Annotated in this window: 22 protein-coding genes; 14 read left to right on the top strand and 8 right to left on the bottom strand. The window is 69.8% G+C overall.

The genetic code is table 11. The features are described 5' to 3' along the window. Positions 1-150 precede the first annotated feature (150 nt). The 5 genes from AC1RN5_RS02710 to AC1RN5_RS02690 all read left to right on the top strand — a co-directional run bounded on the left by AC1RN5_RS02710 (position 151) and on the right by AC1RN5_RS02690 (position 3,977). Positions 151-1,155 (top strand): helix-turn-helix domain-containing protein, encoded by a 1,005-nt coding sequence (locus AC1RN5_RS02710; protein WP_493039731.1) that lies wholly within the window; start codon positions 151-153, stop codon positions 1,153-1,155. Positions 1,156-1,207: 52 nt separating this feature from the next. Further along, positions 1,208-2,344: a flavodoxin-dependent (E)-4-hydroxy-3-methylbut-2-enyl-diphosphate synthase gene (gene ispG, locus AC1RN5_RS02705; protein WP_493041467.1), complete on the top strand. Its 1,137-nt coding sequence runs from the start codon at positions 1,208-1,210 to the stop codon at positions 2,342-2,344. 95 nt (positions 2,345-2,439) lie between these two features. Further along, complete coding sequence (locus tag AC1RN5_RS02700) at positions 2,440-2,904, top strand: hypothetical protein (RefSeq protein ID WP_493039730.1); 465 nt, start codon at positions 2,440-2,442, stop codon at positions 2,902-2,904. Positions 2,905-3,003: 99 nt separating this feature from the next. Continuing rightward, positions 3,004-3,297 (top strand): hypothetical protein, encoded by a 294-nt coding sequence (locus tag AC1RN5_RS02695; RefSeq protein WP_304700977.1) that lies wholly within the window; start codon positions 3,004-3,006, stop codon positions 3,295-3,297. A 209-nt stretch (positions 3,298-3,506) separates the two neighbouring features. Continuing rightward, the gene (locus tag AC1RN5_RS02690) at positions 3,507-3,977 is read left to right on the top strand and encodes a DeoR family transcriptional regulator (protein WP_493039729.1); all 471 of its coding nucleotides are present in this window, start codon (positions 3,507-3,509) and stop codon (positions 3,975-3,977) included. Here the strand turns inward: AC1RN5_RS02690 and AC1RN5_RS02685 are convergent. Both AC1RN5_RS02685 and AC1RN5_RS02680 read right to left on the bottom strand, forming a co-directional pair. Beyond that, positions 3,974-4,345, bottom strand: a complete 372-nt coding sequence (locus AC1RN5_RS02685) for a hypothetical protein (protein WP_493039728.1) — start codon at positions 4,343-4,345, stop codon at positions 3,974-3,976. The two genes, AC1RN5_RS02690 and AC1RN5_RS02685, sit on opposite strands and share 4 nt — an antisense overlap. Before the next feature lie 98 nt (positions 4,346-4,443). Further along, on the bottom strand, positions 4,444-5,055 hold the full coding sequence (locus AC1RN5_RS02680; protein WP_493039727.1) for a hypothetical protein: 612 nt from the start codon (positions 5,053-5,055) through the stop codon (positions 4,444-4,446). A 186-nt stretch (positions 5,056-5,241) separates the two neighbouring features. On the opposite strand from AC1RN5_RS02680, the gene prfA reads away from it, so the two are divergent. Beyond that, positions 5,242-6,318 carry a peptide chain release factor 1 gene (gene prfA / locus AC1RN5_RS02675; protein ID WP_493039726.1) on the top strand — a complete coding sequence of 359 codons (1,077 nt, stop codon included), beginning with the start codon at positions 5,242-5,244 and terminating at the stop codon, positions 6,316-6,318. Here prfA and AC1RN5_RS02670 read toward each other — a convergent pair. Beyond that, on the bottom strand, positions 6,276-7,526 hold the full coding sequence (locus AC1RN5_RS02670; RefSeq protein WP_493039725.1) for a YihY/virulence factor BrkB family protein: 1,251 nt from the start codon (positions 7,524-7,526) through the stop codon (positions 6,276-6,278). The genes prfA and AC1RN5_RS02670 overlap by 43 nt on opposite strands. Before the next feature lie 163 nt (positions 7,527-7,689). On the opposite strand from AC1RN5_RS02670, the gene AC1RN5_RS02665 reads away from it, so the two are divergent. The 4 genes from AC1RN5_RS02665 to AC1RN5_RS02650 all read left to right on the top strand — a co-directional run bounded on the left by AC1RN5_RS02665 (position 7,690) and on the right by AC1RN5_RS02650 (position 11,262). Further along, positions 7,690-8,466, top strand: coding sequence for an MOSC domain-containing protein (locus tag AC1RN5_RS02665; protein WP_493039724.1), 777 nt, complete (start codon positions 7,690-7,692; stop codon positions 8,464-8,466). Then, on the top strand, positions 8,463-9,332 hold the full coding sequence (gene prmC / locus AC1RN5_RS02660; protein ID WP_493039723.1) for a peptide chain release factor N(5)-glutamine methyltransferase: 870 nt from the start codon (positions 8,463-8,465) through the stop codon (positions 9,330-9,332). The genes AC1RN5_RS02665 and prmC overlap by 4 nt, the downstream gene beginning before the upstream one ends. A 267-nt stretch (positions 9,333-9,599) precedes the next feature. Then, the gene (locus tag AC1RN5_RS02655; RefSeq protein WP_493039722.1) at positions 9,600-10,679 is read left to right on the top strand and encodes a DUF4167 domain-containing protein; all 1,080 of its coding nucleotides are present in this window, start codon (positions 9,600-9,602) and stop codon (positions 10,677-10,679) included. Positions 10,680-10,785: 106 nt separating this feature from the next. Next, entirely contained in the window at positions 10,786-11,262 is a 477-nt protein-coding gene (locus tag AC1RN5_RS02650; RefSeq protein ID WP_493039721.1) for a Fur family transcriptional regulator, read from the top strand. 1 nt (position 11,263) lies between these two features. On the opposite strand, the gene AC1RN5_RS02645 is transcribed toward AC1RN5_RS02650, so the two are convergent. Further along, complete coding sequence (locus AC1RN5_RS02645) at positions 11,264-11,755, bottom strand: GNAT family N-acetyltransferase (RefSeq protein WP_493039720.1); 492 nt, start codon at positions 11,753-11,755, stop codon at positions 11,264-11,266. 203 nt (positions 11,756-11,958) lie between these two features. On the opposite strand from AC1RN5_RS02645, the gene arfB reads away from it, so the two are divergent. Together arfB and AC1RN5_RS02635 are read left to right on the top strand one after the other, a co-directional pair. Further along, complete coding sequence (arfB, locus tag AC1RN5_RS02640) at positions 11,959-12,384, top strand: alternative ribosome rescue aminoacyl-tRNA hydrolase ArfB (protein ID WP_493039719.1); 426 nt, start codon at positions 11,959-11,961, stop codon at positions 12,382-12,384. A gap of 62 nt (positions 12,385-12,446) precedes the next feature. Beyond that, the gene (locus AC1RN5_RS02635; protein WP_493039718.1) at positions 12,447-12,989 is read left to right on the top strand and encodes a hypothetical protein; all 543 of its coding nucleotides are present in this window, start codon (positions 12,447-12,449) and stop codon (positions 12,987-12,989) included. Positions 12,990-13,041: 52 nt separating this feature from the next. On the opposite strand, the gene AC1RN5_RS02630 is transcribed toward AC1RN5_RS02635, so the two are convergent. Continuing rightward, on the bottom strand, positions 13,042-13,380 hold the full coding sequence (locus AC1RN5_RS02630; RefSeq protein ID WP_304699325.1) for a hypothetical protein: 339 nt from the start codon (positions 13,378-13,380) through the stop codon (positions 13,042-13,044). 170 nt (positions 13,381-13,550) lie between these two features. Here AC1RN5_RS02630 and AC1RN5_RS02625 point away from each other — a divergent pair, with 170 nt between their 5' ends. Beyond that, positions 13,551-13,907, top strand: a complete 357-nt coding sequence (locus AC1RN5_RS02625; protein ID WP_493039717.1) for a hypothetical protein — start codon at positions 13,551-13,553, stop codon at positions 13,905-13,907. A 64-nt stretch (positions 13,908-13,971) separates the two neighbouring features. Here the strand turns inward: AC1RN5_RS02625 and clpB are convergent, their stop codons facing one another. From clpB to AC1RN5_RS02610, 3 genes are all read right to left on the bottom strand, one after another. After that, complete coding sequence (clpB, locus tag AC1RN5_RS02620; RefSeq protein ID WP_493039716.1) at positions 13,972-16,554, bottom strand: ATP-dependent chaperone ClpB; 2,583 nt, start codon at positions 16,552-16,554, stop codon at positions 13,972-13,974. A 110-nt stretch (positions 16,555-16,664) separates the two neighbouring features. Then, the gene (locus tag AC1RN5_RS02615; RefSeq protein WP_493039715.1) at positions 16,665-17,285 is read right to left on the bottom strand and encodes a pyridoxamine 5'-phosphate oxidase family protein; all 621 of its coding nucleotides are present in this window, start codon (positions 17,283-17,285) and stop codon (positions 16,665-16,667) included. Between the two features lie 64 nt (positions 17,286-17,349). Next, on the bottom strand, positions 17,350-18,324 hold the full coding sequence (locus tag AC1RN5_RS02610; protein WP_493039714.1) for a methyltransferase domain-containing protein: 975 nt from the start codon (positions 18,322-18,324) through the stop codon (positions 17,350-17,352). Between the two features lie 150 nt (positions 18,325-18,474). Here AC1RN5_RS02610 and AC1RN5_RS02605 point away from each other — a divergent pair, with 150 nt between their 5' ends. Next, a complete protein-coding gene (locus tag AC1RN5_RS02605; RefSeq protein WP_493039713.1) occupies positions 18,475-18,990 on the top strand; it encodes a TetR/AcrR family transcriptional regulator in 516 nt (171 codons plus the stop codon). The last annotated feature ends 2 nt before the right edge of the window (positions 18,991-18,992 follow it).

The raw sequence follows: 18,992 nt of genomic DNA, 5'->3' as shown, positions 1-18,992 counted from the left end.
CGCGAGTTAACCATCGGTGACCAAATAACGCATTGAATTCCGTAACCTAGCGTGATATCCACACTATTGAATTAACAACTCCGCGAACACGCGGAGCGGGGCGTCGCCGCGAAGTTAAGCCGCGGTCAAACAGTGGGGTGTCAGGTAGCCATGCCTCTCGATACTGGCGGGGTTACAAATCTGCATTTGCGAGCGGACGGGGATCGCGATCCCGGTCTGTCGGACTCCTACATGCCCACCATGGACACCGGACCAGACATTGGCGCGGCCCTCAAGTCGGCGCGCGAGTTCCGCGGCCTGACGCTGCAGGACGTCGCCGATTCCACCCGCATCCGCCGCGCCTACCTGGCGGCCATCGAAGACATGCGCCTGGACGAGCTGCCCTCGCGGCCCTTCACCATCGGCTATGTCCGCGCCTACGCCAATGCGCTCGGCATGGACGGCGAGGCGGCGGTCGAGCGCTTCAAGTCCGACGAGCCGGCCCCCGATGAGCCCCTGCGCGCGCCGGTCGGCGTGCGTCGCGACGGCGACCCGCGGGTCATGGCCATCGTCATCGTCGGCCTGCTGATCGTCGGCGCGATCGTCATGTGGAACATCGCCCAGCGCGCCATGAGCGAGCAGGCGCCCCCGCCCCCCACCGCCCCGGAGGCCGCCGCCGTCGGCGTGGCCCTGGCGCCCGTCACCGAAGGCCCCGTGGCGCTGGGCGCCCCCCTGCCCGCCCCGGTGGAATCCACCACCCCGACCCCCTACGAGACCCCCGGCCTGGAGGCCGCCACCGCCGGCGACGGCTCCAGCAAGGCCGCCGACGACGCCGCCAAGCTGGCCCGCGAGCATCCCGAGAACGTGGTGGCCGCCCCCAGCGAGCCCCTGGCCAGCACCTTCACCGCCAAGGGCCCGGTCTATGGCGCCCCCGCCGCGGCCTCGATCCTGACCCTGCAGGCGCGCAAGCCCACCTCGCTGATCGTGCGGGGGGCCGACAATTCGGTCTATTTCGCCCGCCAACTGGCGGCCGGAGAGGCCTATCGCGCGCCCATGCTGAAGGGCCTGACCGTGGACGTCTCCGACCCCGGGGCCATGCAGGTCTTCGTGGGCGGCCACAGCAAGGGCCTGCTGCCGGCGGCCCAAACCTCGGTGGCCAAGCTCACCGCGGAATAGTCTCGAAGGGACGGGCTTGGGATTTCCGCCCAAGCCGCCTATTTTCGAGGGCATCATGACCGATCACACCCATCTCCGTCCGTGGCGCGCCATCACGCGCCGGCCCTCGCGCAAGATCCGGGTCGGGAACGTGGAGGTCGGCGGCGACGCCCCGATCACCGTCCAGTCGATGACCAACACCCTGACGGCCGACGCCAACGCCACCATCGGCCAGATCCGTCAGCTGGAGGAGGCCGGGGCCGACATCGTCCGCGTCTCCTGCCCCGACGTGGAGTCGACGGCGGCGCTGAGCACGATCGTGAAGGCCTCCAAGGTCCCGATCGTGGCCGACATCCACTTCCACTACAAACGCGGCATCGAGGCGGCCCAGGCCGGGGCGGCCTGCCTGCGGATCAATCCGGGCAATATCGGCCGGCCCGACCGGGTGCGTGACGTGATCCAGGCGGCCCGCGACCACGGCTGCTCCATGCGGATCGGCGTCAACGCCGGGTCCCTCGAGCCCCATCTGCTGGAGAAGTACGGCGAGCCCTGCCCCGAGGCCATGGTGGAGAGCGCGCTGGACCACGCCCGCATCCTGCAGGACCACGACTTCCACGAGTTCAAGATCAGCGTGAAGGCCTCGGACATCTTCATGACCGTGGCCGCCTATCAGATGTTGGCGGAGGCCATCGACTGCCCGCTGCACGTCGGCGTCACCGAGGCCGGCGGCCTGCGCTCGGGCACCATCAAGTCCTCCATCGGCATGGGCAACCTGCTGTGGGCCGGGATCGGCGACACCATCCGCGTCAGCCTGGCCGCCGATCCGGTGGAGGAGATCAAGGTCGGCTTCGACATGCTGAAGTCGCTGGGCCTGCGCCACCGCGGCGTGAACATCATCGCCTGCCCCTCCTGCGCCCGGCAGGGCTTCAACGTCATCAAGACGGTGGAGGCCCTGGAAAGCCGCCTGGCGCACATCTCCACCCCCATGAGCCTGTCGATCATCGGCTGCGTGGTGAACGGCCCCGGCGAGGCCCTGATGACCGATGTCGGCTTCACAGGCGGCGGCAAGGGGGCGGGCATGGTCTATCTGGCCGGCAAACCCGACCACAAGATGGACAACGAGGGCATGGTCGACCACATCGTCGCCCTGGTGGAGGCCAAGGCCGCCGAGCTGGACGCCGCCGCCAGCACCCTGGAAGCGGCGGAATAGCCGCAGGCGCGCGGCCCGCGCCGGGCCCGCCCGTTTACCCCGCCGTCACGAACCCCTGACACTGTTCGGGCGTTGAATGTGTTCGGTACAGTGTCATGTCAGTTCCCCCGCCCAAGTCTGTCGACAACCGCCGTGTCCTGGCCCGGATCATGACCCACGAGGTGCTCCGCGGCCTGGCGGCCATGGCCCGGTCGGGCGGCGGGGACATGATCCAGTTCCTTGTGTTCAGCGGGATCTGGAGCGCCAACACCCAGCACCTGCTGGGGACAAAGGGCCGCTACGCCGAACAGAACGACATCCCGCCCGACAGCCAGCGCCGGCCCATCCCGCAGGAGGACCTGGTCCACATGCTGTGCATGCCCGAGGACATCGTGGCCCGCTATGTCGAGACCCTCGAAGCCGAGGGGATCGTCGAGCGGGTCCCCGGCGGGCTGGTTGTGCCGTCGGCGGTCTTCACCCGGCCGCAGATGATGGACGGCAACAACGAGCTCTACGCCCGGGTGATGAGCCTGGTGAGCGCCCTGCGCGGGGTCGGGTTCAGCTTCGGGGAGCCGGCCTGACCGGCGATCCGCAGACGAATTCAAAGATGACGCCAGCGTCACCACTTGCGCGCGAGCGAGAGCCTTGATTAGGTGCCGCCTCCATTAGGGAGGGACACCATGTCCGCGGACGGCAACTGGAACATCACCATCAACTCGCCCATGGGCGCGCAGAAGGTCACCGCCACCATCAAGACCAATGGCGGCGCCTTCACGGGAACCACCCAAACGCCTGCCGGTGAACAGGCCATCGAAGGCAAGGTCGACGGCGACAAGCTGACCTGGTCCACCGCCATCACCCAGCCCATGCCCATGACCCTGGAATTCGAGGCCACCGTCAGCGGTGACACGATGACCGGCAACGTGAAGCTGGGCGCCTTCGGCAACGCGCCGCTGACCGGCACCCGCGCCTAAGGCTAACTGCGTTCAGATTTCGAAGGGGCGGTTTGGCGACCATGCCGGGCCGCCCTTTTTCGCGCCTCCGACCTGAGAATGTAAACCATTGTCAAAACTCCCCAATTCGGGTGAGTCGGAGATCGCACTTACCCTCGACCCTCACCATAATGGGCGCCTCCGCGGGCCGTCGCCGCGGGCCAATCGGGGGCTTGGTCTTGGACAGTGAGTTGAAGGAACGCCTTGCCGTGCGCATGGCGATCAGCGCGATCCTGCGCGCCGTGGACACCGTGAACAAGGAACTGGGCGGGGACATAACCCTGGCCCTGGTCTTCGCCGCCGTGCTGGAGGCCAATATCGGCCACCTGTCGCGCACGCCCGAGGCCGCCGCCGGCCTGGAGGGCATGGACCGCGTGCCCCCCGACAGCATGCGCCGGCCGGTCACCGGCGTGGCCCTGGCCGCCACCCTGGGGATTCCCAACGAAACGGTGCGCCGCAAGGTGAAGACCCTCATCGCCCAGGGTCTGCTGGCGCGGGTCGAGGGCGGCCTGATCGTGCCGACCCAGGTGATGGCCGGCGAGCAGATGACCCGCATCTGCCGGGCCAGCTTCCTGAACCTGCGTCGCCTCTACATCCACCTGAAGCGGATCGGGGTGAGCCTCGAGGACGACGGCTCGGACCTGGAGGCCCTGCCCGCCTAGAGGCTGGCGGCGCTCTCCACGTCGCGGGCGGCGCCGCCGGCCCGCAGGAAGGCCTCGGCCTCGGCGGTGAGCGCCCAGCGATGGGAGCCCGGGCCGAAGGGCTTGCGGAACAGGGGCCGCACCCCGCGGCTGTCGCGGTCGGATCCGCTGTGGGCGTCGAAGGCCGCCACCGCCCGGGCCCGCAGGCTGAGCTGGACGCCGCCCTCCGGGGAGCGGTTGAGGGCCAGGTACTCGATCACCCGGTCACGATGGGCCGAGCCGCCGAAGCGCAGCAGGGCCTCGGCGATCTCGCCCACCAGCGGATCGACACGGCCGGACGTCTTGGTCCGGCGCGGTCGGCGTTTTTCGGGCTCTAGGATCGACGGCATGTCGCAACCTTACGTGGGCTCTCGCCGGGGCGAAACCCGTCAACGCGCCGCAGGCGAAACATCGGCGCCCAGACTGGGGTGGGAGGCGAACAACTCCCTCAATGATGGTCCTTGGCGGCCGGCGCCACACGCGGAGGGAGCTCTCCGGTGCGGCTCCAGCGGTCGTGCTCGAATCCCTGCTCGGCCACCTGCCAGATCAGGTTCATATAGTCGCGGGCCTGGGCCGGATCGCCCATGGGATAGAGGACATTGACCTCCGAGCCCGGCTCCAGCTGGGAGATGCGCCGGGCGAGGTCGGCGACCCCCTGCAGCAGGACATGCCGGGCCACCAGCGAATCGATCTTGGCCTTCAGCCCGGCCTTGGCCTGGCGACTGGGCCACGGCGACTTCTGGGGGCCGCCCGTGCGGCGCTCCAGCTCCACCAGCAGCACGGCCAGCAGCATCCGGCAGTCGGCGATCAGCCCCACCGGCGAGCGGCCCGAGGCGACGCCGGCCCAGACATCCTTGAACCCCTTGGCGAAGGCCTCGGGGACCTGGTCGCTGAAGGTGGGGGGCTCGGGCTTCTTGGGGGCCTCGGGCTTGGCCGGGGCCGGGTGCAGCGGGCAGGTGCAGACCATCATCGGCTGGGCGAATCCCGCGAAGCCGCAGCGGCAGATGGCCGATTGCCCAGGCGTCGCCGCCGGCGTCGCGGGCGCGCCGTGGTCACTCACCGCCCAGCCTCCCGATTCCGCGACTCACCAGCCCACGCCCCCTGAACGACATGCCCCCATGGTCATGGTTAACGACCACCAAAGCCTGGCTTTGGCAAGCCGGCGCCCCGCGACGGGCGAGTGGGTGTTTGGCAAGCCCGCCCCGGGGCGTTAGAGGAAGCCTCCGTTTTCTCCGGTGATCACCCCGTGCGCCTTCCCCAAGCCAGACTCGACCAGGTTCTCGACCGCTTCCGCGAGATCGAGGCCCGTATGGGCGCGGCCTCGGACGGCCAGGAGATCGTGCGGCTGTCCAAGGAGCATGCCGAGCTCAAGCCGGTGGCCGACGCCGTCATGACCCTCGCCCGCGTGCGCGCCGAGGGGCCGGAGCTTGAGGAGATGGCCGCCTCGGGCGATCCCGAGATGGCGGCCATGGCCCGCGACGAGCTTCAGATCCTCAACGACAAGCTGCCGGCCCTGGAGCGCGAGGTGGCCCTGCTGCTGGCGCCCAAGGACCGCGACGAGAACGCTTCGGCGATTCTCGAGGTCCGGGCGGGCACCGGCGGCGACGAGGCGGCCCTGTTCGCCGGCGACCTGTTCCGCATGTACCAGCGCTACGCCGCCCTGCACGGCTGGAAGATGGAGATCGACAGCGTCTCGGAGGGCGAGGTCGGGGGCTACAAGGAGATCATCGCCTCCATCACCGGCGACGGGGTGTTCGGCCGCCTGAAGTTCGAGAGCGGCGTCCACCGCGTGCAGCGGGTGCCCGAGACCGAGGCCGGCGGCCGCATCCACACCTCGGCCGCCACCGTGGCGGTCCTGCCCGAGGTGGAGGACGTCGACATCGTCATCAACGACGCCGACCTGCGCATCGACACCTATCGCTCCTCCGGCGCCGGCGGCCAGCACGTCAACAAGACCGACTCGGCCGTGCGCATCACCCACCTGCCCACCGGCATCGTGGTGACCTCCTCGGAGAAGTCGCAGCACCAGAACCGGGCGCGGGCCATGAAGGTGCTGCAGGCCCGGCTCTACGACCAGAAGCGCGAGGCCCTCGACACCGCCCGGGCCGACGCCCGCAAGAGCCAGGTGGGGTCCGGCGACCGCTCCGAGCGCATCCGCACCTACAACTTCCCGCAAGGGCGGGTCACCGACCACCGCATCAACCTGACCCTCTACAACCTGCCCAAGGTGATGAGCGGCGACGATCTCGACGACATCATCAACCCGCTGATCGCCGAGGATCAGGCCGCGCGGCTCTCGGCGCTGGAAGACGAGTTCGGCTGAGGCTTGCGCAGGCGGGCGGCGGTCAGCACCCGCTCGGCCTGGTCACGGCCGTCGATCCAGACCTTCGAGGTCAGCTTCTTCAGGTCCAGGTGGAAGGCCAGGCCCACCGTGTCGGCCATGGCCGCCCCGCGCGCGCCCATGGGCTGGGGGGCGCCGGTGGTGGAGTCCAGCGCCGTCTGGTGCTCGATCTCGGCGTTCAGCTCGGCCCCGATCAGCACCACCATCACCGAGAACCAGATCCACATCATGAAGCCGATAACCGCCCCCAGGGAACCGTAGGTGACGTCGAAGTGGGCGACGTTGTTGACGTACCAGGAGAAGCCCAGGGAGCCCCCGAGCCACAGCAGGGCGGCGAACACCCCGCCCGGACTGACCCAGCGCCAGCGGGCCTGGGCGCGGCTGGGACCATAGCGGTAGACCATGGCGAAGGCGGTCGCTGCCAACCCCAGGATCACCAGCCAGCGCATCGGCGCCCAGACCACGGCGAAGTCCGCCAGGCCCGCGTCCCTGAAATAGAGCGGCACGGCCACCAGGATGGCGGTGACCAGGGTCAGGAAGACCAGCAGGCCCAGGGTGAAGGCGTAGGTCATGGCCGTGCGGAGCACGTAGCTTCGTTTCTCGGACTCGTCATAGGCGATGTTCAGGCCGTCGAAGAGCGCCTTCATCCCGGCGTTGGCGCTCCAGACCGACAGCAGCAGGGAGATGACGAAGGCCGCGCTGAGGGAGGCGTGGGGCCGCGTGGCCAGGCGCAGCATCTGGTCGCCGACGATGTCGATGACCGAGCCGGGAATCACCGCGGCGAACTGGACGAGCTGGGTCTGGACGGCGGTGACGTCGTTGAACAGGCCATAGAGCGAGACAAAGACCCCGATGGCCGGGAACAGGGCCAGCAGGGTGTAGAAGGTCACGCCCCCGGCCACCGCGCTCAGCCGGTCGCAGGTGATCTCGCGGTAGGTGCGCCAGAGCACGTCCTTCCAGCCGCGCATGGGGATGCGGTGGGGGGCGTCGGCCAGGCGGCCGCGGCCGGGCTCGGCCACCTCGAAGGATTCCGGTTCGGCGGCGGCCTGGACGCTGAGCCCGGGCTTGGGCTTGCCGTGGCCGCGGGGCCAGAAGGCGGCCAGGGCGGCGAGCGCCAGCCAGGGGGCGGCCTGGATCACCAGGGGCGCCACCTGTTTCGCCGTCCACTTCCTCGCAAACAGCCTGCGCAAGTTCTCCCACCCTCCAGGCGCAAAGCCACAGCTTGAACACCCATTTGCGACAGGCGTTCCGTGGGCCCTGGGTGACCTTAACCCCAAGGCTGGTCCCGAGCGGCGCCATGAATGTGGCGCGGCTCCGGTTGCACGCGGCGGGGGCTTGCGGCAACAGGGCGGGATGACCGGTCACCTCGCCGCCCTCTATCGACACCCGATCAAGGGATTCACGCCCGAGCGCCTGAACTTCGCCGATCTGGCGGCGGGCCAGCCGTTCCCCTGCGACCGGATGTGGGCGGTGGAGAACGGCCCCTCGGGGTTCGATCCGGCCGCTCCGGCCTTCATTCCCAAGCAGAAGTTCACCGTCCTGATGGCGATCGCCGACGTGGCCAGGGCGCGGACGGCCTATGACGAGGCCACCGGGACCCTGCGCGCCAGCGCCAAGGGCCAGCCGGACTTCGAGGGCGTCATGACCGAGCCCGCCGGCCGCGCGGCCTTCGCCGCCTGGCTCACCGCCCTGCTCGGCGAGGAGGCGCGCGGCGAGCTGAAGGTCATCGAGGCCCCCGGCCACCGGTTCATGGACCACCCCCTGGGCCACGTCTCCATCATCAACCTGGCCAGCCTGCGGGACCTGGAACAGAGGATCGGCCGCCCGCTGGATCCCCTGCGATTCCGGGCCAACCTCTATGTGGAGGGCTGGGAGCCCTGGGCGGAGATGGACTGGGCCGGCCGCGAGCTGATGGTGGGCTTCGCGCGGGCCAAGGTGTTCAAGCCCATCGTCCGCTGCGCAGCCACCCACGTCGATCCGGAGACCGCCGAGCGGGACATGGACGTGGTGAAGGCCCTGTTCGACAACTACGGTCACATGTTCTGCGGCATCTACCTGCACGTCACCGACGGCGGCCGGATCACCGTGGGCGACGCCTGCACCGCCCCCCAGATGGAGCCCGTCCGATGAGCCTGACCCTGTTGCAGGCCTGGCAGAGCGCCAAGGCCCGGCTGGAGGCCGCAGGCCTCGGCGGGCCGGTGATCGACGCCCGCCTGCTGGTGGAGGCCGCGGCCGGCGCCACCCGGGCCGACATCGTCGGCGACCCCTACCGCCAGCTGACCGCCGAACAGGAGGTGACGCTGGCCGACTATCTGAACCGTCGCGAGAACCGCGAGCCGGTGAGCCACATCCTGGGCCGCAAGGGCTTCTGGAAGATCATGCTGTCGGTCACCCCCGACGTCCTGACCCCGCGCCCGGACACCGAGACCATCATGGACGCCGTCCTGCCGGCCTTCCCGGAGGAGATGGCCTTCAACGTCCTGGACCTGGGGGTGGGCTCGGGCGCCATCCTGCTGGCCATCCTGGCCGAGCGGCCCGCCGCCAAGGGCCTGGGGATCGACGTCTCCGAGGAGGCCCTGGCCGTGGCCCGCGAGAACGCCGCCAATCTGGGCCTGGCCGGCCGCCTGGCCCTGCTGCGGGGCGACTGGACCGCGGGCCTGGGAGACGAGAGTTTCGACCTGGTGGTCTCCAACCCGCCCTATATCGCCACCGACGTCATCGAGACCCTGGAGCCGGAGGTGCGCGACCACGAACCGCGCCTGGCCCTGGACGGCGGCCCCGACGGCCTGGACCACTACCGCATCCTGGCGCCGGAGATCCTGCGGGTGCTCAAGCCCGGCGGCATGTTCGCCGTGGAGATCGGCTTTGACCAGAAGCAGGCCGTCGAGGACCTGTTCCGCGCGGCCGGCGCCCGGGGGGTGAGGACCATCCGCGACCTCTCCACCCGCGACCGTGTTGTCACGGGCACGAAAAACCCCTTGGAAACTCGGGTCTGAATCGCTAGATCAGATACCTGTCTCCACCCAATTCGTCGGCGCCCGGGGTTCGGCCTCCTGAAAAGCAGGAATCGAGCACCACACCGACAGGCGCGGCTTCAAGTGGCGCTCGCCTCAGCTCAGGGCGGATGACGGGGAACACTTACGTCTTCAACACGGATCTTGGGCCCCTGGCCCAAGGCAAAGGCGAAAAGGCAAGTCCGCGCATACCAGCATGAGCTGGAGCGCCGGCGGAACGGTTAGCGAATAATGAGAGATTTCAAGGGTATGAAGCGTCAGCGCGGTCGCAATCGCGGCGGCGGTGGTGGCGGCGGGAAACCGCAGCAGCAGAACGCCAACCGGGCGTTCGACTCCAACGGGCCGGAAGGCGCGAAGGTCCGCGGCAACGCCCAGCACGTCTTCGAGAAATACCAGCAGTTGGCGCGAGACGCCTCCACGGCCGGGGACCGGGTCCTCGCCGAGAACTACCTGCAACACGCAGAACACTATTTCCGGGTCGTGCGCGCCATGCAGCCGACTCGCCCGGCCAGCGAGATCCTGGGCCGCGATCAATTCTCCTCCGGCTTCGACATCGACTTCGAGGACGAGAGCGGCGCCCAGGCCGCCGCCCAGGCGGACGCCGACGCCGCCGAGAAGGCCGACAAGGAAGACGGCTCCGAAGCCAGCTCCGAAGCTGTCGAGAGCCGCGACCGGAACACTGGCTGGCGCGACCGCGACGACCGCCCGCAGGGCGAGAACCGCAACCGCGACGATCGTCCTCAGGGCGAGAACCGCAATCGTGACGACCGCCCCCGGCAGGATCGTCAGGACCGGCCCCGCGACGAGAACCGCAACCGCGATGACCGTCCCCAGGGCGAGAACCGCAATCGCGACGACCGCCCCAGGGACGACCGTCCCCGTGAGGACCGCCCCCGTGAGGACCGTCCGCAGGGCGAGGCCCGCAACCGCGACGACCGGCCGCGCGACGATCGCCCCCGTGGCGAGCGCACCGACGGCCCCCGGACCGAGGGCGGCGGACGCCGTGACCGCTGGCGCGAGCGCGACGACCGCCCGCGCGAGGACCGCCCCGAGCGCGATCCCCTCGCCGTGGTGGAGCCGCAGAGCGCGCCCCTGGTGGCCGCCGAGACCCGCAGCTCCCCGGTGCTGCGCGACGACGACGGCGGCGAGAGCCACGCCCCGGCCTTCCTGAAGGCCGCCCCGCCGCGGGCGCCCCGCGCGCCCCGCGCCGAGGCCCCGGCCGCCGCGGCGGCCGCCGATGAGACGCCCGCCAAGCCCAAGCGTCGCCGCGCCCCGCGCAGCTTCGAGGGCGGCGAAGGCGGCCCTCCTTCGGAAACCGAAGACGCCTAGAACTCCAGCGGGGCCGGGATCGATGATCCCGGCCTTCGCATTTTGGGTCCCGGCTCCCCATCTTCCCCCTGTTGCGGGAAACCGCGCGGACAGGTAGCCAATAGGCATGGGAACAGAGTGCCATCACGAGGACGGCGCGCACGCGGGCATCAAGGGCGCGGACCTCTCCCATGCCCTGGTGGAGGCCGAGAGCCGCTGCGCCCTGACCCAGGAGCGCCTGACCACCCCGCGCCGCCGCGTGCTGGAGCTGCTGCTGAAGGCCGACGCGCCGCTCAAGGCCTATGACCTGATCGCGGCCTTCGGCGCCGACGGGGAGCCGGCCAAGCCCCCCACCGTCTACCGCGCCCTGGAGTTCCTGGAGCGCCTGGGCTTCGCCCACCGCATCGAGAGCCTCAACGCCTATGTGCCCTGCCGCCGTGAGGATCAGAGCCATCGGGCGGCCTTCCTGATCTGCGACTGCTGCGGGGCGGCCGAGGAGTTCGAACCCGACCTCGACACCCAGATCGCCGCCGCCGCGCCGGCGGGCTACGCCGTGCGGGCGGTGACTCTGGAGGCCCGGGGCCTCTGCCCCGCCTGCCAGTAGGTCAGGGCCGCAGCCGCGCCATGGCGACGGAGTCGGCATAGGCGCCGTCCCGCCAGGCGTAGTTCCGGAACAGCCCTTCCCGCTCGAAGCCGAAGCGTTCGTAGAGGGCGATGGCGCGGCTGTTGTCGGACCAGACGTTCAGTTCCAGCCGCTTCAGGTTCAGCCAGTTGTCGGCCTGGCCGATGAGCGCCGCCATCAGGGCCGTGCCCGCCCCGCGCCCGGCATAGGCGTCATGCACCGCCATGCCGATCGAGCCGGCGTGGGCGCGGCGGTTCTCGAAGCGGTTGAGACTGGCCGAGCCGATCACCTTGCCGTCGATCACCGCCATCAGGTGCAGGTCGTTCGGTGAGCCGGCGGCGGCGCGCTTCTGGCGCGCGTCGAGGCTGACGAAGGGCATCTGGAGCGTGCCCCAGATGGCGCGCGGCTGGTTCAGCAGTTCGGTCAGGTCGGCCATGTCCGCCGGCTCTCGCGCGCGGATCAGGATGTCGCTCATGGTCTCTCTCCAAGGGTCGGCGCGGAGAGGGCCAAGAAAAAGCCCCGTCCGTCGCCGGCGGGGCTGGTGAATCTGCGGCGTGTCGTAGAGGTCCTAGCGCACAGCAGCTCTCACCAGCCCGGGCCGGGCGGTGCAAATCTGCATAAGGGTCGCTACGCTGCGCATGATGTGAGACTAGCGGCTCACAAGCGCTGCTGGAAGCCATGATCGAAGTCACCCCCGACATCAGCCTGAACGACGACGAGGTCCAGGAGCGGTTCATCCGCGCCGCCGGTCCCGGCGGGCAGAACGTCAACAAGGTCTCGACAGCCGTGGAGCTGCGCTTCGACGTGCGCGGCTCCCCCTCCCTGCCTAATGACGTGGCGATTCGGCTGATGAAGCTGGGGGGGCGCAAGGTGACCCAGGACGGGGTGCTCGTCCTGGTGGCCATGACCCACCGCACCCAGGAGCGGAACCGGGCCGACGCGCTGGACCGCCTGCTGGAGCTGATCCGCAAGGCGGCCGAACCGCCGCCGCCGCCCCGCAAGAAGACCAAGGTCAGCAAGGCCGCCAAGGCCCGGCGGGTGGACTCCAAGGTCAAGCGCGGCGGGGTGAAGGCGACCCGGGGCAAGGTCCGCGGGGAAGACTAGCTTACGCCAGGTGACGAACCCCCTTGGCGCGCGCCCCTCCCCTTGCCTATGGTGCGCGCGTCATGACCCCCGCTCGACTCCTGCTGATCTCCGCCGCCCTCGTAGGGCTTTCGGCCTGCGCCACCACCGCGCCCATGGGCCCGCCGCCGCCGCCGCCGGGCGCGGGGGGGCCGCCGTCGGCGGGCGTCTTCAGGCCGGGCGACTTCTCCTGGTCGGCGGTGCCCGGCAAGGGACGGATCGACGGGAAGATGACCTTCCGCAGCGGGGTGTCGCGCTACACCTGCGCCGGCGCCGGGGTGGTGCTGACGCCGGAGACCCTGTGGACCCGTCGGCGGATGACCATCCTCTACAACTCGCCCGACCGCGCGGCCCTGCCGGCCGAACAGGTGCGGGCCCGCACGCCCTCGGCCCCCAGCGGCGACTATTCGGCCTTCGTGCGCCGCACCACCTGCGACGCCGCCGACCACTTCAGCTTCCAGGGCCTGGCCAATGGGGCGTGGTTCGTGATCACGGTGGCCAAGCCGGTGAGCGGCGGCGGCCCCGACATGGCGATCATGCGCCGCGTCGAGATCCGCCAGGGCAAGGCCGTGGCGATCGAACTGTAAGAACCCGCGCGTCCCGGCGAAGGCCGGGAGTGCGGTGTCGGGCTGTCCCGCTCTAGAAGCGGGCGGCGCCGCGCTTTTCGGGCTCGGCCATCTCGGCGTCGAGCATGTCGGCCACGCGCAGCATGAATTCCTGGCGGCGCGCGGCGGCGGCGATCGGGTCGGGGGTGTTCTTCACCGCCTGGGAGGCGTCCTTGCGGGCCTCCGAGCGCAGGCGGTCGATCACGGCGGCCAGGTGACCCTCAGCCTTGCGCGCGTCCATCAGGGCGGCGTGCGAACGGGTTTCCGAGATGCGCTTGTTGAGCTGGGCCTCGATGTCGGACCCGGCCTCGACCCGCGACGCCATGGTGGCGAAGTCGCGGACATACATCTGGATGAATTGTTCCTCGGGCATGGGGCGGGATTCCTTACTGGTCGTGGGAGACGCGCAGGCGTTCGCAGGCGCGAACAGCAGAGACGCGATCTGTCATATCCACACCCATAGCACAGATCGGCGGGTTTTGCCGAACTAACCCATGACCAGGGCGTTAACTGTGCCGGGACGGAACCCAAGGGAGTGACTGGATGCGTAAACTCATCACTATTGGCCTGGCCGCCATCACGTTAGCCGCATCGGCTGGCGTTGGCGCGGCCTCGGCCCAGCCCCGGCCTTACGGCGACCTCGACCGTGACGGCGTTCCAAACCGCTACGACCGCGACCGTGACGGAGACGGCGTCCGCAACCGCCATGACGGGTACGACAACCGCTATGGCCGCTGGGACAACCGCTGGGGCCGTCACCCGGCTCCGCCCCCGCGCCATTGGCGCCACAGCGGCAGCTGGTATGGCCACGTCCGCGCCTGCCAGATGCGCTATCGCAGCTACAGCCCCGCCCGCGACATGTACTTCACGGGTCGCGTCTGGGTGCGCTGCCGGCTCTAGGCTGGCCTGACCTCAGACAGAATCCGGCCCCGCTCATCGCTGAGCGGGGCCGTTTTGGTTTGGGCTAGTGGACCTTGGCCTTGCCGATCTCCAGGCCCTCGTCGCTGGCGCCGACCTCGATCACCGAGCCGTCCTGGAAGTCGCCGGCCAGGAGCCGCTTGGCGATGGGGTCGATCAGCTCCTTCTGGATCACCCGCTTCAGCGGCCGGGCCCCGTAGACCGGGTCGTAGCCGCGTTCGGCGATCCAGTGACTGGCGGCGGCGTCCAGGACGATGGACATCCGCCGGGCGGCCAGCAGCTTCTCGACCCGCTGCATCTGGATACCGACGATGTTGTCCATCTCCGAGCGGCCCAGCCGCTTGAACAGGATGATCTCGTCGATCCGGTTCAGGAACTCGGGCCGGAAGTGGCGGCGCACGACGTCCATGACCATCGGCCGGACCTCATCCACATCCTCGCCGTCCGCCTGGCCGGCCAGGAACTCCGAACCGAGGTTGGAGGTCATGATCAGGATGGTGTTGCGGAAGTCGACGGTGCGGCCCTGGCCGTCGGTCAGGCGACCGTCGTCCAGCACCTGCAGCAGGATGTTGAAGACGTCGGGGTGGGCCTTCTCCACCTCGTCGAACAGCACGACCTGATAGGGCCGGCGGCGCACGGCCTCGGTCAGCGCCCCGCCCTCGTCGTAGCCGACATAGCCGGGGGGCGCGCCGATCATGCGGCTGACCGAGTGCTTCTCCATGTACTCGCTCATGTCCATCCGGGTGATGGCGGCCTCGTCGTCGAACATGAACTCGGCCAGAGCCTTGGTCAGCTCGGTCTTGCCAACGCCCGTGGGGCCGAGGAACAGGAAGGAGCCGATCGGGCGGGCGGGATCCTGCAGGCCGGCGCGGGCGCGGCGCACGGCGTCGGAGACGGCGACCAGCGCCTCCTCCTGGCCCACCACGCGATTGCGCAGGCTGTCCTCCATCTTCAGCAGCTTCTCGCGTTCGCCCTCGAGCATCTTCTCGACGGGAACACCGGTCCAGCGGCTGACCACGGCGGCGATCTGTTCGGCGTCGACGACCTCGGGGCTGACGGCGTCGGCCGGCTCCTTGGCCTCCTCCTCCGCCAGGCGGCGCTCAAGGCCGGGGATCTCGCCATAGGCGATCTCGGAGGCGCGCTGCAGGTCGCCGCGGCGCTGGGCGGCGACGAGTTCGGCCCGCAGGCGGTCGACGGCCTCGCGGAGCTGGGCGGACTGGCCGACCTTCTCCTTCTCGGCGCGCCACTTGGCGGTCATCTCCTCGGACTCGGCCTCGAGTTCGCCGAGTTCCTCCTCAAGCTTCTCGAGGCGGTGCTTGGAGGCCGCGTCGGTCTCCTTGGTGAGGGCCTCGCGCTCGATCTTCAGCTGCACGACGCGACGGTCGATCTCGTCGAGCTCCTCGGGCTTGGAGTCGACGGCCATGCGCACGCGGCTGCCGGCCTCGTCGATGAGGTCGATGGCCTTGTCGGGCAGGAAACGGTCGGTGATGTAGCGGTGCGAGAGGGTGGCGGCGGCCACGATGGCGCTGTCGGAGATCCGCACCCCGTGGTGCAGCTCGTACTTCTCCTTCAGGCCGCGCAGGATCGAGACGGTGTCCTCCACCGTGGGCTCGTCGACGAAGACGGGCTGGAAGCGGCGGGCCAGCGCCGGGTCCTTCTCCACGTGCTTGCGGTACTCATCGAGCGTGGTGGCGCCGACGCAGTGCAGTTCGCCCCGCGCCAGGGCCGGCTTGAGCAGGTTGGAGGCGTCCATCGCCCCGTCGCTCTTCCCGGCGCCCACCAGGGTGTGCATCTCGTCGATGAACAGGATGATCGAGCCCTCGGCGGCGATCACCTCGTTGAGCACGGCCTTCAGGCGCTCCTCGAACTCGCCGCGGTACTTCGCCCCGGCGATCAGTGCGCCCATGTCGAGGGACAGCAGCTTCTTGTCCTTCAGCCCCTCCGGCACGTCGCCATTGACGATGCGCAGGGCCAGGCCCTCGACGATGGCGGTCTTGCCGACGCCGGGTTCGCCGATCAGGACGGGGTTGTTCTTGGTGCGCCGCTGCAGGACCTGGATGGTGCGGCGGATCTCTTCGTCGCGACCGATCACCGGGTCGAGCTTGCCGTCTCGGGCGGCCTGGGTCAGGTCGCGGGCGTAGCGCTTCAGGGCGTCATAGCCTTCCTCGGCCGAGGCGCTATCGGCGGTCCGGCCCTTGCGGACGGCCTTGGCGGCCTCCTCCAGACCGGCGTTCGTGGCGCCGGCGGCCGACAGGGCCTTGCCCGCGTCGCCGCCTTCCTTGGCGATGGCGATCAGCAGGCGCTCGGTGGTGACGAAGGCGTCCCCCGCGCCCTTGGCGCCGGTTTCGGCCTCGTTGAAGACCCGCGCGGTCTCCGGGGCCATGTAGATCTGGCCCGAGCCGCCCTCCACGCGAGGGCGCTTGGTGAGCAGGCTGTCGACAGCCTGTTCCACCACATCGGGGCGGCCGCCGGCGCTCTCGATGAGGGCGCGGGAGAGGCCGTCCTTCTCCTCAAGCAGAACCTTGAGCAGGTGTTCGGGGGCGAGCTGCTGATGGCCGCGGGCCATGGCCAAGCTCTGGGCGGACTGGATCGCCTGTTTGGCGCGATCGGAGTAGAGGTCGATATTCATGAGGTCCCCTCGTAAGGCGGATTAGCGGGGTCGCCTTGATCAAGCGCAACCTCCACGGGCCCGATGTAGGTGTGGCCTTTGCGCCACACAAGGGAGCGCCGGAGGAAAACTCAGCGCGCCGCCAGGCGATCCCGCAGCGCCTGGTTCTCGGCCTCAAGTTCGGCGACCCGGTTGCGCAGGGGCGCCAGCACGCTCTCGATCTGCGGGCCGGTGAAGCGCCGGGTGATGTGCTGGGCGCAGTTCCAGTCGAAGGTCTCCAGCCTCAGCACGAACCCGCGCTCCGGCCGCCCCTTGTAGCCCGGGCTGGCGAGCCGCGCGGCCAGGTCCGGGTCGGCCGTCAGGTCGCGGGCCTCCATGTGGGCCAGGATCTTGAGCCGCGCCTGATTGGGATAGTCCATCAGGATCAGGGCCACCCGGTCGTCGGCGGCCACATTGCCCAGGCTGATATATTGGCGGTTTCCCCGGTAGTCGGCGAAGCCCAGGGTGGTCTCGTCCAGGACCCGCAGGAAGCCCGCCGGGCCGCCCCGGTGCTGCACATAGGGCCAGCCGCTCTCCGAGACGCTGGCCAGGTAGAAGCTGTCCCGCTCGGCGATGAAGGCGGCCTCGCTCTCGGTGAAGCGATCCGAGGCGCGGTCGCCCTCGAAGCGCTCCCAGATCTCGCGCGCGCCGTTGGCGGCCTGGGCCGCCTGGACGCGGGGGGTGGCGAGCAGGTCGAGGTATCGGTAGGCCATGACGACGGGCTCCAGGGCGCGCCCGCTAGATCGTGCCCCCCGCCGCCGATGGCAACCCCGGGGCCTAGGCGGCCGGCTTCTCCAGCAGCACGAACCAGGCGTGATTGAACATGCCTTCGTCCAACACCCGGAATCCCGCCTGCTCGGCCAGGGTCCGCCACTGGGCCTTGGTGGTGAGGAACAGGGACAGGATGTTGGCCACCGCGAACATGGTCGGACCGGGGACCCAGACCGCCATCAGAAACCGACCGCCGGGCTTGAGCACGCGAGCGGTCTCCCGCAGCGCCTGGGCCTTGCCCTGCCCCAGGTGGTCATAGACGTGGGTGCTGACGGCGGCGTCGAAGTGGTTGTCCGCGAACACCATGGCGGTCAGGTCGCCGGTCTCCACCTGGACCTTCCCCGCGAGGCCGGCCAGCTTGAGGTTGTTGTCCAGCAGGGCCCGGCCGCCGTCGTCGATATAGCCGGCGTCGAAGCGGTCGAGGCCCACCACCCGGCCCGACTTCAGGATGCGGGCCAGGGCGATGGTGGTCCGCCCGGCGCCGCAGCCGGCGTCGAGCACCAGGTCATGGTCGCTCGACAGCAGGTCCACCATCGGCAGGACCACATGGTCGGTGCGGCGGAAGCTGCGCATCACCGCATTGCCCACCAGCAGCAGGCCCGAGGCCGCCACCAGGATGAAGGTCAGGGGCCAGGCGCCCGGATGGGTCAGTTGCAGGACGACAGCCGCCGCCAGGGCGATGAGGGCGGCGATGGCCAGACCGTTCATCCAGCCCGGCCCCCAGCCGAAATCGTAGGTCGCCGCCGGCCGCGCGGCCGCGCCGGTGAGCCTGCGGACCGGATCCCGCAGACCCGAGACATAGAGGCTGCTGAGCAGGACCACCCCGCCCACCACGTGGAAGCCGGCGAACAGCAGCAGGGACTTCGACACCACCGTCAGTCGGGGCACGAAGACCATGAAGGCCAGGCCCGCCGCTATGCCCAGAACCCCCATCAGCCACATGTGGCTGTGAGGATTTCGACGATCGGCCTTGGTGGTCATGAGCGGGCTCCATCGGGATCGGCGGGGCCTTGCGCCGCCCCGCCCTGGCCCTAACCTCTAGCGTCAGTCCGACCCGCCCAGGCCGGACACGGCGCGCGGTCTGTCCGGTTTCCGGACACCGGGCGCGCATTGTCCGGTCCGGAGGTGATCGTGGTGGATCTCGCAGACAGTCGGCCGGTCCAGCGCACCAAGGCCGCCCTGTTCGACGCCTTCGTCGAACTGGTGCTGGAACGCCGCTACGACCAGTTGAAGGTGGCCGACATCATCGCCCGCGCCGGGGTCGGACGATCGACCTTCTACGAGCACTACGAGGGCAAGGACGAACTTCTGAAGGCCGGTCTGTCGGGGCCCTTCGGGGTCCTGGCCGACATGCTCGGCCCGCAGCACGACGACGCCCGGCTGCTGGCGGTGGTGGAGCACTTCTGGGAGAACCGGCGGGTGGGCAACGTGCTGTTCGCCGGCCCGACCCGGCCGCTGCTGGCCAAGACTCTGGCCGGGCTGATCGAGACGCGGCTGCGGGCCCGACCCGAGGTCGGGAACCCGGCCCTTCAGGCGGCCCACCTCGCCGGGGGGCAGATGGGCCTGCTGGCCGCCTGGCTCTCGGGCCAGGCGCCGGCCACCCCGGCGGCGATCGCCGGCATCCTGTACGCCGCCGCCCGGCTCTAGGT

It is taken from the genome of Phenylobacterium sp. GW821-FHT12F10, from assembly GCF_058806695.1.
The sequence above is the reverse complement of the archived record's forward strand: the minus strand, read 5'-3'. Positions and strand labels throughout refer to the sequence as shown.

Bases quoted from the DNA above. Each gene is read 5' to 3' on its own strand.
- AC1RN5_RS02710 (WP_493039731.1), top strand. From the start codon at position 151: ATGCCTCTCGATACTGGCGGGGTTACAAATCTGCATTTGCGAGCGGAC.
- AC1RN5_RS02700 (WP_493039730.1), top strand. From the start codon at position 2,440: ATGTCAGTTCCCCCGCCCAAGTCTGTCGACAACCGCCGTGTCCTGGCC.
- AC1RN5_RS02695 (WP_304700977.1), top strand. From the start codon at position 3,004: ATGTCCGCGGACGGCAACTGGAACATCACCATCAACTCGCCCATGGGC.
- AC1RN5_RS02685 (WP_493039728.1), bottom strand. From the start codon at position 4,345: ATGCCGTCGATCCTAGAGCCCGAAAAACGCCGACCGCGCCGGACCAAG.
- AC1RN5_RS02665 (WP_493039724.1), top strand. From the start codon at position 7,690: ATGACCGGTCACCTCGCCGCCCTCTATCGACACCCGATCAAGGGATTC.
- prmC (WP_493039723.1), top strand. From the start codon at position 8,463: ATGAGCCTGACCCTGTTGCAGGCCTGGCAGAGCGCCAAGGCCCGGCTG.
- AC1RN5_RS02655 (WP_493039722.1), top strand. From the start codon at position 9,600: ATGAAGCGTCAGCGCGGTCGCAATCGCGGCGGCGGTGGTGGCGGCGGG.
- AC1RN5_RS02650 (WP_493039721.1), top strand. From the start codon at position 10,786: ATGGGAACAGAGTGCCATCACGAGGACGGCGCGCACGCGGGCATCAAG.
- AC1RN5_RS02645 (WP_493039720.1), bottom strand. From the start codon at position 11,755: ATGAGCGACATCCTGATCCGCGCGCGAGAGCCGGCGGACATGGCCGAC.
- arfB (WP_493039719.1), top strand. From the start codon at position 11,959: ATGATCGAAGTCACCCCCGACATCAGCCTGAACGACGACGAGGTCCAG.
- AC1RN5_RS02635 (WP_493039718.1), top strand. From the start codon at position 12,447: ATGACCCCCGCTCGACTCCTGCTGATCTCCGCCGCCCTCGTAGGGCTT.
- AC1RN5_RS02630 (WP_304699325.1), bottom strand. From the start codon at position 13,380: ATGCCCGAGGAACAATTCATCCAGATGTATGTCCGCGACTTCGCCACC.
- AC1RN5_RS02625 (WP_493039717.1), top strand. From the start codon at position 13,551: ATGCGTAAACTCATCACTATTGGCCTGGCCGCCATCACGTTAGCCGCA.
- clpB (WP_493039716.1), bottom strand. From the start codon at position 16,554: ATGAATATCGACCTCTACTCCGATCGCGCCAAACAGGCGATCCAGTCC.
- AC1RN5_RS02615 (WP_493039715.1), bottom strand. From the start codon at position 17,285: ATGGCCTACCGATACCTCGACCTGCTCGCCACCCCCCGCGTCCAGGCG.
- AC1RN5_RS02610 (WP_493039714.1), bottom strand. From the start codon at position 18,324: ATGACCACCAAGGCCGATCGTCGAAATCCTCACAGCCACATGTGGCTG.